Here is a 15,436-nt window from a genome sequence, read left to right on the forward strand (position 1 = left end):
TTTATATTTTCCTGCAGTAAACTTCGAATGTATCGCCAAGCCGCATCATTTTTGCAGCCATTCCCAGCAGTTTGAATTTGAGCGATTTGTCACTTAAGTTTTTGTTTTTGACGCACGGGAACCGTTCCGGGTGGATTCCAGTCGGAACAATTTTTACTACTTTGAATCCGTACCTGTGAAGAATCTGCTCTACCCTTCCTGTTTCCCACAGTGTGTAGTGGTCGGCCGGGCTTGATGCATAAAATTCTTCTGTATTGAATTTTGCACTTATTCCCGAAGCAGAAGGAGTGCTGAATGCAAAGATTCCGCCTTTTTTCAAAAGGGATGACACGGCTTTTAAAACTGCATCTGCATTTTCAAAATGTTCAAGAACATACCACATTGTTACGGCATCGAATTTTTCTATTCCGAATTCGGCACTCAAATCTACATCGGGGAATGAACCGCACACAGCAGGATAATTGAGTGTCTTCTGCACATAGTCAACGGCCTGAGCAGAAATGTCTGTTCCGAATACCTGCCAGCCCGAATCGTTTGCTGCGTCCAGAAACGGCCCCATTGCGCATCCTACATCAAGAACAACAGGTGTTACAGACGAATGCTGTCTTCTGTAAATAAAGTCAATGATGCTGACTCTTCTTACACACTGTGCTTTTATTGAAGCAAAGTCATCGAGATAGGTTTTTCCGTATTGTTTTTTGTATTCTTCGGTAAAATAAGATCTTCCGTAAATGTCCGGGTGGGAATAAGGCTTCCATGACATGTAAATTATTCCGCATGAAGAACAGCGTCTGAATGTTCTTTCGGGAACGCGTGCTACAACAGCATCATCATGTTCAGGACGGCTGCGGCATACAGGGCACATAAGTCTTGTTCCTTTTGAAAGGGAAATGATGCACTCAGAAAGAGACTTGCCTCCTTCTGAAAATGCGCTGTTTACGAGGGTTGCCGGGTTTTCCAGAAGGGATGCAAATTTTTCTTTTGTAACCGAAGACGGTGCAAGACATGCAAAAGAATATTTTTTAGCAAGTTTTTCGTGAAGCGGTGAAGTTCCAAGCAATATGACAGGACATCCTGCAGCCGAAGCTTCAAAAGCAGTAAAGCCGTAATGCGTTACTACAAGATCATAGCCGAAAAGTTTTTCGCGCAGATTTTCTACCGGCGGAACAAAGGCAATAAACCCAGCCTGTTCTGAAGAAATTCCGTCGGGAATATCAGAAGTCTTTTGTGAAGGCATTACCGCAGTAACATAAATTCCAAGTTCTGCAAGAGCCTTTGCTGCAGGAACAGTAAGGTTTGACGGGTCTTCACCGCCAAGAACCACAATTGCTTTTTTTACACATGATGGTACACTGTTGCGTCTGTTAAGTGGAAGTTCCATATAAGAAGGATCCGAAATATTTACAACGCGCTCGCTGTCTGCAGAAGGAATTACATCTATAACAAAATCTGCGTACGAAGTGTCTGTGCGGCCCTCATCCAAAGCAACAATTTTTATTCCGCGCGGGATTTTTTTAAGAAGTGAATCAGGTGTTTTGAACATATCCGTCACAACCATGGAATAATCCTGGACAGAATCAAAATTACGCACAATCTGCCATTCAAAGAGTCCGTTTTTTCTGGCCTCGTCCAAAAGTTCTTCTGTTTCGGCAAGAGTGCAGTTTTCGGGAATATAAACATCAGAGATTGTTTTTTCTGCAAGTTCCAGACAGCGGCGCAGATGACCTGTTCCCCTTCCGCATTCAACTGACGGAATAAAAAGAACAGGCGAAGAAATACAGTAAGAATCAAGCCCCTGCAGAATCTGTTCGCATGTATAAGGCTGGTCACACTTACCACCTTTTGAAACTGACTGAACCACGGCAAGCGCACGTCTGTAGTCGGCGGCAGTATCTATTGTAGACCTGAGTTCGGGACGGCAGAATCTCGCGGGTGCACGTACAAAAAGACTGTTGAAACTGTCGGGATGGTTGTACAAAGCAGGCCCCACGTGTTCATGATCATAGTCCAAACTGGTCATGGATGCGGCTTTCAAAAGAGAATGTGCATTGAACATTTCCACGCCGCTTCCGTGTGGAAGTCCTGTATATGTTATGTAGTCAACATTGGCAGTTGAATTGCGCAAATCGTATTCTTCTGCAAGAGACTGCGCCGCTTCATAAAACAAAAACGGATTGTCTGCAGTGGCACGTATTACAGTGTCTGCCTTTGACATTTTTATTACATTGCAGAATCTGTCCAGAACATCTGTTTCGGAGCCGGCAAAAAAGTCCCAGCCGCATTTAAAAGCAATAGGAGCCAGCTGTTCACAGCTTTTTTCGTCAACTGCGAGATAATAGCGGTCAGCCTTGACTTTTTTCATGGAAGCAAGAACCCATTCCAAAACAGTTTTTCCGCCAAGGGGAAGAAGTGCTTTTCCGGGAAGCCTTGTTGAAGAAAGTCTGCACTGAACTATAAGAACGGTTTTATTTCTTTTTCTGTTGAATAAATCTCTAAGTTTCATTTTTCTACACCCCAGTTTTCAATAAGGGAAACTGCATCCATAGCAAAACGGTATTTATTGCGCGAAACCCAGCGTCTTGCATTGTTAAACTGCTTTACCGACTCAGAGATTCCGCATGAACTTCTTGAATTGAATGCAGCAAACGACGAAAGCGGAATAACTGCAGCCCCGTTTTTTACTACAGGAAGAAGGTTTTTAAGATAAAACCTCAGGTAAGAAAGGTCAACAGTCTGATCCTGTTCCGGAGTGTCAAAACAGTATGTAAGTTCAAAAGGGAAACTGATCAGAGTCCGTTCACCCCAAAGCCATGAACGAAGAAAAAGATCTGCCTTCTGCCAGTATTCTGACGTTATCGTGTAGTCCGCTCCTCCAAGCTGAATATATTTGTCCCTGTCATAAAAACCTGCCAGATCTGTAGCAAAAAGTGTTTCTGTTCCGTCGTCGAGTCTGGTTCCGTTTTCTACGGTAAAAACAGAATTCCTTACCGAAGGACAGAATACAGTAGGAAGAAGCCTGTATTCCCCCGAATAAAGTCTGGGCGCACAGCAGAATACATTTTTTGAAGAAAGAACTTCTGCAAGTCTTGGCGTAAAAGAAAATTTTTCTACGCACATGTCATCCTGCACAACAAGAACACAGCGGTTTCTTGATTCGGCCATGGCAATATTCAGAAGGTCACCCTGTGTAACATCTTCGAGTGCCGTCATAAACTTGATTGAGGGGTACATGCGCGCAAGATCTCCCGCAGCATTTCTTTCGCCTTTGTGTTCAACGCTTATAACCTGGTCAAACCCTTTTGAAAGAATGTTGTCAAACACACGCGGCCGGTACTGTCCTTCTATTCTGTTAAGAACTACGCAGGTTACCGGAACAAGTACTTTGCGCGCACTTTCTGTTCCGCCGACTGAAGTGTAATTTATATGACGCTCGTTAAAAATTAAAGGTATAGTATTCATCGCATTTACCACATTTATCTTTTTTTGAAACAGATGTTCCGTCAGAAGAAAGTTCTATTTTATTCCAGACGGACTGCACGCCTTCTTCAAAAACATTTCCTGCAGGTTCTTCACCGATACATTCCTGGCACAAAGGAACGCTTCCGTCACATAGTACAATCATGTCGCGCCTCAAATGCCAGCAGGGACATCTTTCCAAAGGAGAAAGGTCTGCAGGTTTTCTGTCAGGAAGTACTGCACAGCACGAGTCATATTTTTTTACAATAAGTTTTCCGCCTGAAGGAGAATCCTTTTCATGCCAGAATCTGTAGAATTTTTCAAGTTCGTCTTCATTTTCATTAACGCGCGTAAACTGCGGGTAAACGCATGAAGGAAATCTTCTTCCAAGAATCTGAACAGCATTTACAGCCGCAGCAAAGTTTCCGCCGTGCCTCATAGAAGAATACTTTTCTTCTGAAAAAGCATCCAGCATAACAATCCACGTAACAGCAGATTTTTTTACGGCACGTGCAGGTGCATTTTTTAACGCAACAAGAATTTTATCTGCAAGGGTTTCGGTAACAAGTGTTCCGTCAGTTTCTACAAGCACTGAAAGTCCTGGAAAACTTAAAACAGATTCTATATAATCGCACAAAGAATTTACTTTGAGCGGTTCACCGCGTGCAGAAAGTCCTACAACAGCCGTTTCTGAAAATTCTGCAATCTGCGAAAGAAGAGCCCTGAATTTTTCGAGCCCCATATTTTCCATTCCGCCGGTGCATTTCAAAAAAGCAGGGGCATAATCTGCAACTGAAGCATCTTCTGCCGAAATCTGAATATTGTAAAAAGCAGGCACTGTCTTTAAAATGTCAGGACGTTTTTCTGCAAAGTCAGAAAGAGATTCTGCCTTAAACGGAATTCTTTCGTCCAAAGCCGCCTTGTAAAGATTTTTGCATGCCTCAAGATTTATTCTGCTGCAGCATGAAAAATCAAGCCGCAAAAGGCGCCAGTCTTTCGGGGCTACGACACATTCTATTTCAAAAGAATTTATATCGCCTTTAATAAGATTCCACAGGCATTCAGAAGAAACAGGTGCGTCTCCGGCCTCTTTGAAACGGTCCTGGGCAAGTGATGACAGAATTGCCAGAGTTCCGGCGTCAATTACTTCGGGGGCAAAACCTTTCGGGTAACCGTCGGCAAAGGTGTATTCCGCAAGATATTTTGAATGGCAGTCCATAACTTCCTGCGTAAGGGCGCTGTCAAGAAACGGTCTGTCTGCCGCTGAATAAACTGCACATCCGGCATTTTTTGCGGCACAGGAAGAAGCCATTGCCTGAACAAGGGAAAGGGTTGTCCATGACGGCTTTGAAACAACAGAAACATTTTTTAAGCCGCAGGCCTTTACCGCATCCTTTACAAAACCTTCTGTTTCGGGAACAGCCGCAATAAAAATATCAGGGCTGTCTTTTATTCCGCAAGCCCAGACAAGACATCTTGCGAATGCCGAAGAAGAAGAAAAAACTTTATCAAAAGCGTGGCTCTGCCTGAACCCCGCAAAAAGGAATACTATATTTTTCATCCCTTCAATTATCGGAATTCTCTTGTATAAATTAAAGCGAATGTTTACAATCAACGAATGACTTCTGCAGAACAAAATAACGACGCGCTAAGTGTCTCCCAGCTTACAGGTCTTATAAAAACCATGCTGGAAGGTTCCTTTTCAAATATTTCTCTCAAAGGCGAAATTTCAAACTTCAGGCCCAATGCATCAGGCCACCTTTACTTTAGCCTTAAAGACAGCGACGCCCAGATTTCTGCAGTTATGTTCCGCGGAAGAGCCGCATCCCTTGATTTTACCCCGAAAGACGGAACTCTTGTTGTCGTAAAAGGTTCCGTAAGCGTATATGCACCGCGGGGTAATTACCAGATAATAATTACTTCAATGACAAAAGCCGGAGCCGGTGATATTCTTGAAATGATTGAACAGAGAAAGCGTCAGTTTGCACAGGAAGGCCTGTTTGACAGTTCAAGAAAAAAGAATATTCCGTTTTTTCCCGGTACGGTAGGTATTGTCACAAGCCCCACAGGAGCTGCCCTACGCGATATTCTCCAGATAGTAAGGCGCCGCAATGACAAAGTAAGCATAGTAATTCTACCGGCTCTTGTTCAGGGAGAAGAAGCTGCACCTTCCATAACAAGAATGATTAAAATTGCAAACACTTATTCACTCTGCGACGTACTGATTGTAGGACGCGGCGGCGGTTCTCTCGAAGATCTGCTTCCGTTTAGCGAAGAATGTGTTGTAAGGGCAATTGCAAACTCAGACATACCCGTCGTCTCGGCTGTAGGTCATGAAATTGACTGGGCATTAAGCGACTTTGCCGCAGACTTAAGGGCCTCGACTCCAAGCGCAGCTGCCGAACTTACAGTTCCCGAAAAACGTTCGGTAACAGAAAGCATACAGAATGCCGTCACCGACTTAAAGACAGAAATAGACAAGCGCATTAAAAACATGAAACTTCTGTTAAAAACCTTCACGCCAGAAAGCATGGAACTCCAGTTCAGAAACATAGAACTTCCTGTTCTTAACCGTTTTGACACTGTACAAAAACAGCTTGAACAGAACATGCAGAATTATATAGAAGAAAAACGCCGTAAAATTGCACAGTGCACACAGATTCTTGAAAACTGCAATCCGCAGACAATCTTTGACAGAGGATATTCAATGGTTTGCGACGCAGAAACAGGCCGCGTAATAAGAAACGCAAGTGACACGGCTTTTGGAAAAAAACTTTTGATACGCCCCTCAAAGGGATCCATATACGCAGAAGTAACAAAAACAAGCGAGGTAAGCGAACAATGAAAAACTTTGAATCAAATCTGGAAAGACTTGAACAGCTATCTGAAAATATAAAAAGAAGCAATATTACCCTTGAAGAAGCACTCAAAAGCTTTGAAGAAGGAATAAAGCTTGCAAAGGGAATGGAAAAAGAACTTGATTCAATAGAAGGACGCATTCAGATTCTTATGAACGGCGACTCGCTTCCCGAAGAAAAAAAATCTTCAAAGAAAACTGCAGGTACAGAAGAAGAGCCTGTTCTTGACCTCTTCAGCGGAACAACAGAGCTTAACGGAACCCGCGCCTGACTCATATTATGGAAGAAAAAACGATTTCACAAAAACGCCGTGTAAAAGTGCTGTCTCCTGAAGTAGCAAGAAAAATTGCGGCAGGAGAAGTAATTGACCGCCCCAACGCCATTGTTCGCGAACTTATGGACAATGCAGTAGACAGCGGCGCAGACAGAATACGCGTAGAAATAACCAGTGGCGGAATAGAAAAAATCAGAGTAATAGACAACGGCCGCGGCATGGACAAAGAAGATTTGCAAAACTGCGCCCGTCCCCACGCAACAAGCAAAATTGCCTCAGAAACAGATCTTCTTAACCTGCATACTCTCGGATTCAGAGGAGAAGCCCTTTCGTCAATGGCGGCCGTATCACGCCTTACGGTAACAAGCGGCGGCTGGAAAATGCGTGCTTCGGTAACAGAAGACCACATTATGGAACCAACTGCAGAATACCGCGGAACAATCGTTCAGACAGAAGGACTTTTTGAAAATTTTCCGGCAAGAAGGCGCTTTTTGAAAAGACCTGCAAGTGAAGGAACACTCTGCCGTTCAACCTTTGAAGAAAAAACCCTTCCCCGCCCCGACATTGCCTTTTCAATAAGCATGGACGGCGAAGAAAAACTTTCACTTCCTGCAGGCCAGACACTAAAGCAGCGTTTTGTCCAGGCAATGGATTTTTTTGAATCAGAAGACCTCTTTTATGATGTTAAAGGTTCTGACACAAATTCTGAATGGAATTTTGACCTTATAATAGGGGAACCGTCAGTAACCCGCAGCAACAGAAAAAATATTTACATTTATATAAACGGGCGCCGGGTAACGGAATATTCGCTTGTCCAGGCTATAGAATACGGAACCCAGGGCTGCTTCCCCAACGGTACACATCCTGTAGCATGTCTTTTTGTAAACATAGACCCGTCACTTGTTGACTTTAACATTCATCCGGCAAAGCGCGAAGTGCGGTTCAAGGACATTTCGTCACTTCATCACGGCGTAAGTTCAATTACAAAGGATTTCTTCAAAAAATATACGCTTTCCTTAATGGACGAAAAATCGCAGAACGACACGGCCCTTGAATTTATGGACACCTCTTTTGCAATGACACAGACAGAAGAGCCGGCTTACGAAGAGCACAGGGATACTTCATTTATAAAACAGTATATGCCCCCGCGCCGCTCGGACACAAGAAGCAGATTCTTTTCGAAAGCCTCTGTAGAAGGAAGAATCACAAAGCCAAACTACATCCAGTCTCTTGCAAAAACCGCCGCAGACCTTCCGCAAAATGCAGGAACAGATTCAGAAACATTTGCACAAACTCAACCGGAACAAAATGCACAGAATAAAAATGATGGCTTTCACTTTGTTGGAATTACCCTCGGAACATTTATCATTGCCGAAAAAGATGACATTCTTTACATAATAGACCAGCACGCGGCACACGAAAGAATAATCTACAATCAGATTATGGCCGACGCAGGACAAAAACAGGAACTTATTGTTCCCTACACTGTCTATACAGACGGAAAAGCCGACGACAACTACCTTGAAGCGCTTCTTCCCAAACTGAATGAAGCAGGCTTTACAGGAAAAAACTGCGGGGATGGAAAATGGGAATTCAGTTCGGTACCGCTCAGATGGAAAGGAAAAGAAGCAGACCTTGCAAGGGATCTTTTGGACAGAAGAATCAATCCCGGTGACATGATAAACGCTGCTGCTGCCTCAACAGCCTGCCGTGCCGCAGTTATGGACGGAACAGTTCTGGATGAAAAAACAGCAGAAGAAATTGCAAGAAAAGCGCTGGAACTCCCTGACCCGCACTGCCCGCACGGAAGGCCTGTATATACGGCAATCACGCGCAGGCAGCTCTTTTCGCTGGTCAAAAGAATTTAGCACTTCTGTTTACTGCTTGATTGAAGACAAAAGCGAAGCAACGGTTGTAGCCTCAAATGAAGGATTTTTTTCCTGAAGATATACCAGATATTTTTCAGCAGAAACATCGTCCTTAAGTGAGATGCATATTTTTGCAAGTTCAAGCCATGCATTCCAGTTGGATGAATCTGCCTTTACGACATCTTCATAAGTTGCTCTGGCGCTGTCATATTTTTCGGCAGAAGCAAATGCTTTGGCAAGATTTTCGCGCACGGTAGAATCTTTTGGCTGAATCTTAAGCGCATTCTGGTAATACTTTATTGAACTGTCGTAATCTTCCTTTATTCTGTATGCATTTCCAAGATTATTGTTTACTTCAAAGTTTGAACTGTCCTGGGAATAAGCGGCAAGCAGAAATTTTATTGCATTGTCTGCATCATTCTGTTCAAGGCAGAGTACACCAAGATTTGTGTTTGCCTTTACATTTTTTGGATCTTCCGTAATAACTTCGCGGTAAAGGTCAATTGCCTTTGTAAAGTTGCATGCTTCTTCATTCATAAGGGCATAATTGTAAACTATGCTTGAACGTGCTGCCTTTCTTCCTGCATCTTTGTTTGCATAGGCAAGAGCGGCATATTCCAGCGCAGACTCCCTGTTTCCCTGCGCATACATTACGGTAGACAAATTATAGTACGTAAGCGGGTCTTTGTTTGACGGATCCATGTAGGCAAGAGCTTTTTTAAAGCAGTCTTCGGCCTGTTTGTATTTTTCCAGTGACGAATATGCAGAACCCATTTCCTGGTAAGTCCTTGCATTTGAGGGATTAACCCTTACAGCAGATTCGTATGCAGAAACCGCACCATTAAAATCATTCTGCCTTGAAAGGATTCTTGCCGCGGCGATATATGCATTTTCATAGTCAGGATTAACGGAACTTGCCCTTCTGTATGCACCAAGAGCCTGTGAGTTGCGGCCAAGTCGTTCTGAAACAAATCCAAGATTGTAGTAGGCAGGAGCAAAATTTGAGTCATATTTTACAGACGACTGGAACGAAACAGATGCGGCATCATACTTTTTCTGCTGTGCCTGTGAACGTCCAAGTTGGTAATAGTACATGGCATTGTCAGAATCTTTTGAAATTGCACTCTTGAGCTGCTTTTCTGCTTCGGCATAATTTTTTGACTCAAGTGCCTGCATTCCAAAGATGTAATGTGAAGCCGCGTCTGACGGGTCTTTTGCCAGAGTCTCTCGTGCATAGGAAAGAGCTGCGGCTTTGGCTTCATCGCTCTGCGGATTGCCTGAATTTTCAGAAGCAGCATAAAGTGATTTGGCCATGTCGCTCATGCGTGACGAAACAAATTCCTTGTTCTGCGGATCATCATCTTTTGGCATCAATGACGAAGCCCTGTCAAAATGCTTCATGGCTCCGGCTATATCACCTGCGTTAAGAAGGGCTTTTCCCTTTGCAATTTCATCATCTATAGAATTGCGCAGTTTCTGTGCTGCAGCGGCGGCCAGTGCCTGTTTTTTGGTTTCTTCGGCTTTTTTCTTTGCTTCGTCTGCCTTTTTCTTTTCTTCGTCGGCTTTTTTCTGCTCTTCAATTTTCTTTATTCTTTCATTTTCTTTTCTCTGAAGTTCCTGTTTTTGTTCTTCCTGTTTTTTCTGTTCAAGAAGGTCATTGATAACTTTGGCATTTGCTTCTGCCTGTCTGCGGCTTTCTTCCTGCTGTTTTGCAAGTTCGCTTTTAAGTGAATCTATGCTGGACTGCATTGCATCTTCTATTCCGCTGGCATCTACACTTACAGACACGCTGTCCCGGGACTGTTCGTTTTTTGTCTGTTCGGCACGGTTTTTGAGTTCCAGAGCACGGTCAAGAAGGCCCTCTATTTCATCATCCAGGGACTCTTTTATTACAAGTCCGTTCAGCAAAGAAAGAGCCTGGTCGTAATTTCCCCTTTCTATATAACTTTTGGCAAGTTTAATTGTATTCTGCCTTTCGCTTGAAACAGATTTTTCTGCCGCCCCGGAAGAATTTTTTACAGCCATAAAAACACCTGCACCTCCAAGAGCAAGAAGCACAAGAATAGCCGCAATGAGTATAATGAACTTTTTTCTGTCCTTTTTTTCGGAATCATCACGAACTTCGTGGTCTCGTGCCTGAGTCCAGAAAGTAAGATCTTCTTCTCTTTTCACAACTTCAGGTTGAACACTCTTTGTTTCCTGTTTTGCCCCGTCTGCTGCAGAAGGCTGTTCAACTGATGCACTTTTTTCTTCGGCTGGGATCGCTTCCGGTACAACAGTTTCAGAAGCAAATACCTCTGTTTCGTCGGACATAGTTTCTTTTACCTGCATTGCGGTTTCAGGAACAAATATTTTTGTTTCTGCGGCTACAGAATCTGCGGGCGCACTTTTCTTCACCGCGGTCTTTGTTGCGGTAACGCCGGCTGTTTTCTTAGCTGCGGTCTTTGTTGTGGAAGCAGCAGCTGTTTTCTTAGCCGCGGTCTTTGTTGCACCAGAAGCGACTGTCTTTTTAACCGCAGTTTTTGTTGTGGAAGCAGCAGCGGTTTTCTTAACCGCAGTCTTTGTTGCACCAGAAGCGGCTGTTTTTTTAACCGCAGTTTTTGTTGCACCAGAAGCCGTTGTTTTCTTAGCCGCGGTCTTTGTTGCACCAGAAGCGGCTGTCTTTTTAACCGCAGTTTTTGTTGTGGAAGCAGCCGTTGTTTTCCTGGCTGCGGTCTTTTTTTCTTTTATTTCACTATTCGAGTTCTGTTTCGTAGTCATATTCAACTGTTCCTTCAGCACCTGCTGACATATTTTCTGTTTCTGTATTCTGCAAAGATGCGGCTACATCTTCCAAAAGTTTTCTGCGGCGCGCAGCTTCTTCTGCAGCAATACGTTCGGCTTCTGCCCTTGCAGCCTCTTCCTCAGCGGCTTTCAATGCAGCCTGTTTTTCTGCCTCAAGCCTTGCAGCTTCTTCTTCGGCAGCCTTCTGTTCGGCAATTCTTGCTTCTTCTTCTTTTATGCGCGCCTCTTCCGCAAGACGGGCCTCTTTTTCACGCTCCGCACGTGCCTTTTCTTCGTCCAAAAGCAAAAGAAGTGCTTCTATCTTGTCTTTCTGCGGATCATCCGGGCAAAGTTCAAGATAGCGTCTGTAATCTGCAGCACACTCATCATAACGCCCAAGGCTGAGTCTGGCATTTGCCCTGTTAAGGACAGGAACAGCATAAAGCGGGTCTGCAGCACACGAAAGCGAATACCAGCGGTCTGCTTCCCCAAAGTCTCCGGCGGCAAAGGCAGAGTTCCCTGCATTAAAGGCAAGAACCTTTTTGTCAGTACCCGGAACAGACATTCCCCTTTCACAGGCATCAATACTTTCTGCATACATTCCAAGCTGGTAATACGCAACCGAAAGATAAACAAAAGCCTTCGGGTAAGAAAGAGAAGCAGCAGCCTTTTCAAGATACACGGTAGCCCCGCGCGGGTCATTCTGCCTGAAAAGCCTTTCACCTTCAGCAAAATCACCGGACTGGCAGAAAGCACCTGTACAAAACAGAGCTGCACAGAAAAATACCGTCATTTTACGTAAAAAAATACTTTTCCCCATATCTATATATATCTGTAAATTTTCAGGTCAAATTAAGCAAAATTATTCAGACAGCACTAAAACCCAGAAACTACTTTCCTTCAATTAATAAAAATAACCGCAAATTGACATATTTTAATAAAAAGGCTAATCTTAATTTAGGGAGTGTTTAAAAATTACAGTTTTTAGAGACAACTTGGAACTCGACGGCTATCTCTAAAAAAACAGTTTATCGATTTTTAGAGATGCCCTATAAAAAACTGAATTAAGGTGGAATAAATGAACAGCCTGGTTACAGTTATAATAACCGGAATACTTGTAGCTTTTATAGTATTCATGCTCGTCTTTGTACTCAGAAAAGTGAACGCTCCGTCAAAGGTTGACTCCATACAAAAACTCCTTAAAGAAGGAAAAATCCAGGCAGCGCAGCGTGTAGCAAAATCAATCATCTCACGTGACCCGCGCAATTATCTGGCCCACTACTGGCTCGGACGCTCATACCTTGCAGACAGAAAGCAGGAACTTGCTTTTATGGAATACAAAACCGTAAACCAGAATGCACTCTTCAACGGTGAAATTCCCGAACTTGAATTCAGAAAGCAGATGGCCGAACTCTATTCCAAATTCAACCAGCCGCAGGAAGCCCTTAAGGAATATCTTCTTCTTACAAAACTTGAACCACAGAATGCCGAAAACGACTACAACGTCGGAAAAATATACGAATCCCAGGGAAACACGGGTCTTGCAATGGGCTTTTACCAGAAAGCTATTGCCGTAGACAAAAAAAATGCAAAAGCCTACAGCGCGGTAGGTTACCTGCTTTACAGAAGCAAACAGTATACAGAAGCAAAAAAAAGCATAGAATACGCAATAAAACTCAGCCCCGAAACTTACTCAAACTACTACTATCTGGGCAAAATACTCAAGGAAATGCAGGAACTTCCGGCTGCAATAAAAGCTTTTGAAAGATCTCTCAGATCGCCGGAATTCAAACAGAAGTCCATGATAGAAAGGGGCGCCTGCTATATGATGGCCGGTCAGAACGATCAGGCAACAATAGAATTCGAAAACGCCGTCAAAAACTCAAAAAACCCGTCGTCACAGGAAACACTTTACGCCCGTTACTTTCTTGCAGCCTGTCATGAAAAGAGCCGTCGCATAGAAAAAGCCATCGAACAGTGGGAACAGGTATACCAGGTAAACCCCAAGTTCAAAGACGTAGCCTCCAAGCTCAGTATGTACAAAGACCTTGAATCCAATGACGGAATGAAAGAATATCTCACTGCCTCGAACCAGAAATTTGCCGAAATCTGCAAAACCGCAGCCGCAGTAGGATTCAACCTTCAGTGCCAGAAACTTGACATTACGCCGTTCGGATGTTCAATACTGGCAACAGAAAACAAAAAAGACAACTGGATGAACGTAAGGCAGAAAATATTCCTCCTTCAGTTTTACAGGGATACAGAACCCCTGGAAGATACAGTCGTAAGAAAAGTAGTAGACACTGTAAAAACACAGAACTACGTTAAGGGAATAATCTGCACAAGTTCAGAATTCACAAGAACAGCCGTAAGTTATGCCGAAAACCGCTCTGTTGTACTCGTTACAAAAAAGCAGCTGGAAGCCATCTTCAAGAAAGCAGGCATGTAGAATGAGAATTCTTTGCGTTTCCGACCAGATAGACCCGTTGGTTTACTCCTCGCAGGTAAAAGAACGCTACAAAGACGTAGATGCAGTTTTTGCCGCAGGAGACCTTTCCCTGGAATACGTGGACTATATAGTTACCACAATGGGAAAACCAACCTATTTTGTATTCGGAAACCATAACTTAAAGGAATTCAAATTCTACAAAAAGGGCACACACACCGAAAACTTCTACGAAAACCCCATCACACAGATACAGAACCACGGTCACGGTGCTGACTATGCAGGAAACAAGGTTATACGCTGTCGCCATCTGGGTTTCAAAACACCGGCAGGAAAAACAACACCTCTTCTTATAGCAGGGGTTTCAGGAAGCCTCAAATACAACAACGGTCTTGCCCAGTACACGGAATTCCAGATGTTCCGCCAGTTGCTCGAAATGGTACCGGCCCTTCTCTGGAACAAAATACGCTACGGAAGATACTGCGATATATTCCTTACACATGCATCCCCAAGGCATATTCATGACAGAGAAGACCAGTGCCACAAAGGTTTCGAATGCTACAACTGGTTTATAAAAAAATTCAAACCCGCGCTTATGATTCACGGACACATACACCTTTATGATTTGCAGGCAAAAAGAGTTACAAAAACCGGCGAAACTACGGTTGTAAATGCCTACAGTCACCTGGTTTTAGATTTATCAATGGACTTTGATTCCAAAGGAGAAAAAATTGGCTCGGACGTATCTATCCACCCAGACAGATGATGACTTCAACAAGGCCAGAAACAAGGCACTTTTCAACGAAATACAGCATTTTCTCAATCCCGAAGAAGCTACGCTCATTTCATTTTCAGACATGAAAAAACTTCTCAAACCGCGTAATGAAGTATACAAAGGAATGCAGGTTGTTCCGGTTTCCCTTATAGTCGGAAGCGAAGGACGGTTCAAGGACTTTGACAATCATTTCTTCCCAAAGAGCAATTTCCTCAAAAGCCGCTGGGAACACGTAGACATGGCACATCTCCAGGATATATCGCTCCCTCCGATAACACTTTATGAACTTGGCGGACTCTATTTCGTAAGGGACGGAAACCACAGGGTCTCTGTCGCAAAGCTTCAGGGTGTAGAAAACATAGATGCAGAAGTCGTAAGCCTTCAGAGTGAAATCAAACTCAAACCCGGAAGTACAAAAGAACAGATGATAAAACAGGTAATAGACTACGAAAAAAGGGTATTCTATAACGAAACAAACTTCGGTGACATAACGGACTACTGGTGTCTGGATTTTTCTACACCGGGCCAGTACGACATAATCTACAACCACATACTTATCCATAAATATTATATAAACCAGGACAAAAAAGAAGAAATTCCAATGGATCAGGCCATTTTATCATGGTTTTCAAACGTATATCTTCCTGTAATAAAAGCCATAGAAAAATACAGAATAATAAGAAAACTCAAGGGACACACTATTTCTGACCTTTATCTCTTCCTTATAAAATACTGGGATGAACTCAAACAAAAGTTCGGTAACGACTTCAGTCTGGACAAAGCAGCAGAAAATTTCAAAAATGAATACACAAAAGAGCACCATTTTCAGACTATAAAGAATTTTCTCGCAAAGCTCAGAATGAAAAAAAATCTCCAAAATTGCTGATTTTTGACCTCTTTTGAACTTTTTTGTGCCTGCCAAACCTTGACGGTAGTATATTTCGATGTTAAAATAATAAAAGGTGTTAAAAGACAAACGCCATAAAAACACGCAAA

The 15,436-nt window shown here is 43.2% G+C and carries 11 protein-coding genes; 6 read left to right on the plus strand and 5 right to left on the minus strand.

The annotated features are described in order from the left end of the window. Position 1: 1 nt before the first annotated feature. From IWA51_RS07800 to IWA51_RS07810, 3 genes are read right to left on the minus strand one after another with little or no spacing between them, the layout of a single operon-like run. Positions 2 to 2,503: a cytidylyltransferase domain-containing protein gene (locus IWA51_RS07800; protein WP_198442019.1), complete on the minus strand. Its 2,502-nt coding sequence runs from the start codon at positions 2,501 to 2,503 to the stop codon at positions 2 to 4. Further along, on the minus strand, positions 2,500 to 3,459 hold the full coding sequence (locus IWA51_RS07805) for a hypothetical protein (RefSeq protein ID WP_177528903.1): 960 nt from the start codon (positions 3,457 to 3,459) through the stop codon (positions 2,500 to 2,502). Before IWA51_RS07805 ends, IWA51_RS07800 begins: the two co-directional genes overlap by 4 nt. Further along, a complete protein-coding gene (locus tag IWA51_RS07810; RefSeq protein ID WP_198442020.1) occupies positions 3,434 to 5,017 on the minus strand; it encodes a spiro-SPASM protein in 1,584 nt (527 codons plus the stop codon). The genes IWA51_RS07805 and IWA51_RS07810 overlap by 26 nt, the downstream gene beginning before the upstream one ends. A gap of 57 nt (positions 5,018 to 5,074) precedes the next feature. On the opposite strand from IWA51_RS07810, the gene xseA reads away from it, so the two are divergent. Genes xseA through mutL form a run of 3 tightly spaced genes read left to right on the plus strand, consistent with a single transcriptional unit; the run spans position 5,075 to position 8,456 of the window. Further along, positions 5,075 to 6,301: an exodeoxyribonuclease VII large subunit gene (gene xseA, locus IWA51_RS07815; protein WP_198442021.1), complete on the plus strand. Its 1,227-nt coding sequence runs from the start codon at positions 5,075 to 5,077 to the stop codon at positions 6,299 to 6,301. Next, complete coding sequence (gene xseB / locus IWA51_RS07820; RefSeq protein ID WP_177528906.1) at positions 6,298 to 6,585, plus strand: exodeoxyribonuclease VII small subunit; 288 nt, start codon at positions 6,298 to 6,300, stop codon at positions 6,583 to 6,585. The genes xseA and xseB overlap by 4 nt, the downstream gene beginning before the upstream one ends. A gap of 8 nt (positions 6,586 to 6,593) precedes the next feature. Beyond that, a complete protein-coding gene (gene mutL / locus IWA51_RS07825; protein ID WP_230402627.1) occupies positions 6,594 to 8,456 on the plus strand; it encodes a DNA mismatch repair endonuclease MutL in 1,863 nt (620 codons plus the stop codon). A 9-nt stretch (positions 8,457 to 8,465) separates the two neighbouring features. Here mutL and IWA51_RS07830 read toward each other — a convergent pair whose 3' ends face one another. Both IWA51_RS07830 and IWA51_RS07835 read right to left on the minus strand, forming a co-directional pair. Next, positions 8,466 to 11,216, minus strand: a complete 2,751-nt coding sequence (locus IWA51_RS07830; RefSeq protein WP_198442022.1) for a tetratricopeptide repeat protein — start codon at positions 11,214 to 11,216, stop codon at positions 8,466 to 8,468. Beyond that, positions 11,191 to 12,012, minus strand: coding sequence for a tetratricopeptide repeat protein (locus IWA51_RS07835; protein WP_177528908.1), 822 nt, complete (start codon positions 12,010 to 12,012; stop codon positions 11,191 to 11,193). Before IWA51_RS07835 ends, IWA51_RS07830 begins: the two co-directional genes overlap by 26 nt. 285 nt (positions 12,013 to 12,297) lie before the next feature. Between IWA51_RS07835 and IWA51_RS07840 the strand changes: the two genes are divergently transcribed. Genes IWA51_RS07840 through IWA51_RS07850 form a run of 3 tightly spaced genes read left to right on the plus strand, consistent with a single transcriptional unit; the run spans position 12,298 to position 15,326 of the window. Then, a complete protein-coding gene (locus IWA51_RS07840; protein WP_198442023.1) occupies positions 12,298 to 13,668 on the plus strand; it encodes a tetratricopeptide repeat protein in 1,371 nt (456 codons plus the stop codon). Between the two features lies 1 nt (position 13,669). Beyond that, positions 13,670 to 14,431, plus strand: a complete 762-nt coding sequence (locus IWA51_RS07845; RefSeq protein ID WP_177528910.1) for a metallophosphoesterase — start codon at positions 13,670 to 13,672, stop codon at positions 14,429 to 14,431. Continuing rightward, positions 14,397 to 15,326 carry a transcriptional regulator gene (locus IWA51_RS07850; protein ID WP_177528911.1) on the plus strand — a complete coding sequence of 310 codons (930 nt, stop codon included), beginning with the start codon at positions 14,397 to 14,399 and terminating at the stop codon, positions 15,324 to 15,326. The genes IWA51_RS07845 and IWA51_RS07850 overlap by 35 nt, the downstream gene beginning before the upstream one ends. Positions 15,327 to 15,436: the final 110 nt, after the last annotated feature.

Source organism: Treponema peruense (assembly GCF_016117655.1).
Taxonomy (GTDB): domain Bacteria; phylum Spirochaetota; class Spirochaetia; order Treponematales; family Treponemataceae; genus Treponema_D; species Treponema_D peruense.

Excerpts from the sequence above, each read along its gene's own strand:
- IWA51_RS07800 (WP_198442019.1), bottom strand. The coding sequence starts at position 2,503 with ATGAAACTTAGAGATTTATTCAACAGAAAAAGAAATAAAACCGTTCTT.
- IWA51_RS07805 (WP_177528903.1), bottom strand. The coding sequence starts at position 3,459 with ATGAATACTATACCTTTAATTTTTAACGAGCGTCATATAAATTACACT.
- IWA51_RS07810 (WP_198442020.1), bottom strand. The coding sequence starts at position 5,017 with ATGAAAAATATAGTATTCCTTTTTGCGGGGTTCAGGCAGAGCCACGCT.
- xseA (WP_198442021.1), top strand. The coding sequence starts at position 5,075 with ATGACTTCTGCAGAACAAAATAACGACGCGCTAAGTGTCTCCCAGCTT.
- xseB (WP_177528906.1), top strand. The coding sequence starts at position 6,298 with ATGAAAAACTTTGAATCAAATCTGGAAAGACTTGAACAGCTATCTGAA.
- mutL (WP_230402627.1), top strand. The coding sequence starts at position 6,594 with ATGGAAGAAAAAACGATTTCACAAAAACGCCGTGTAAAAGTGCTGTCT.
- IWA51_RS07830 (WP_198442022.1), bottom strand. The coding sequence starts at position 11,216 with ATGACTACGAAACAGAACTCGAATAGTGAAATAAAAGAAAAAAAGACC.
- IWA51_RS07835 (WP_177528908.1), bottom strand. The coding sequence starts at position 12,012 with ATGACGGTATTTTTCTGTGCAGCTCTGTTTTGTACAGGTGCTTTCTGC.
- IWA51_RS07840 (WP_198442023.1), top strand. The coding sequence starts at position 12,298 with ATGAACAGCCTGGTTACAGTTATAATAACCGGAATACTTGTAGCTTTT.
- IWA51_RS07845 (WP_177528910.1), top strand. The coding sequence starts at position 13,670 with ATGAGAATTCTTTGCGTTTCCGACCAGATAGACCCGTTGGTTTACTCC.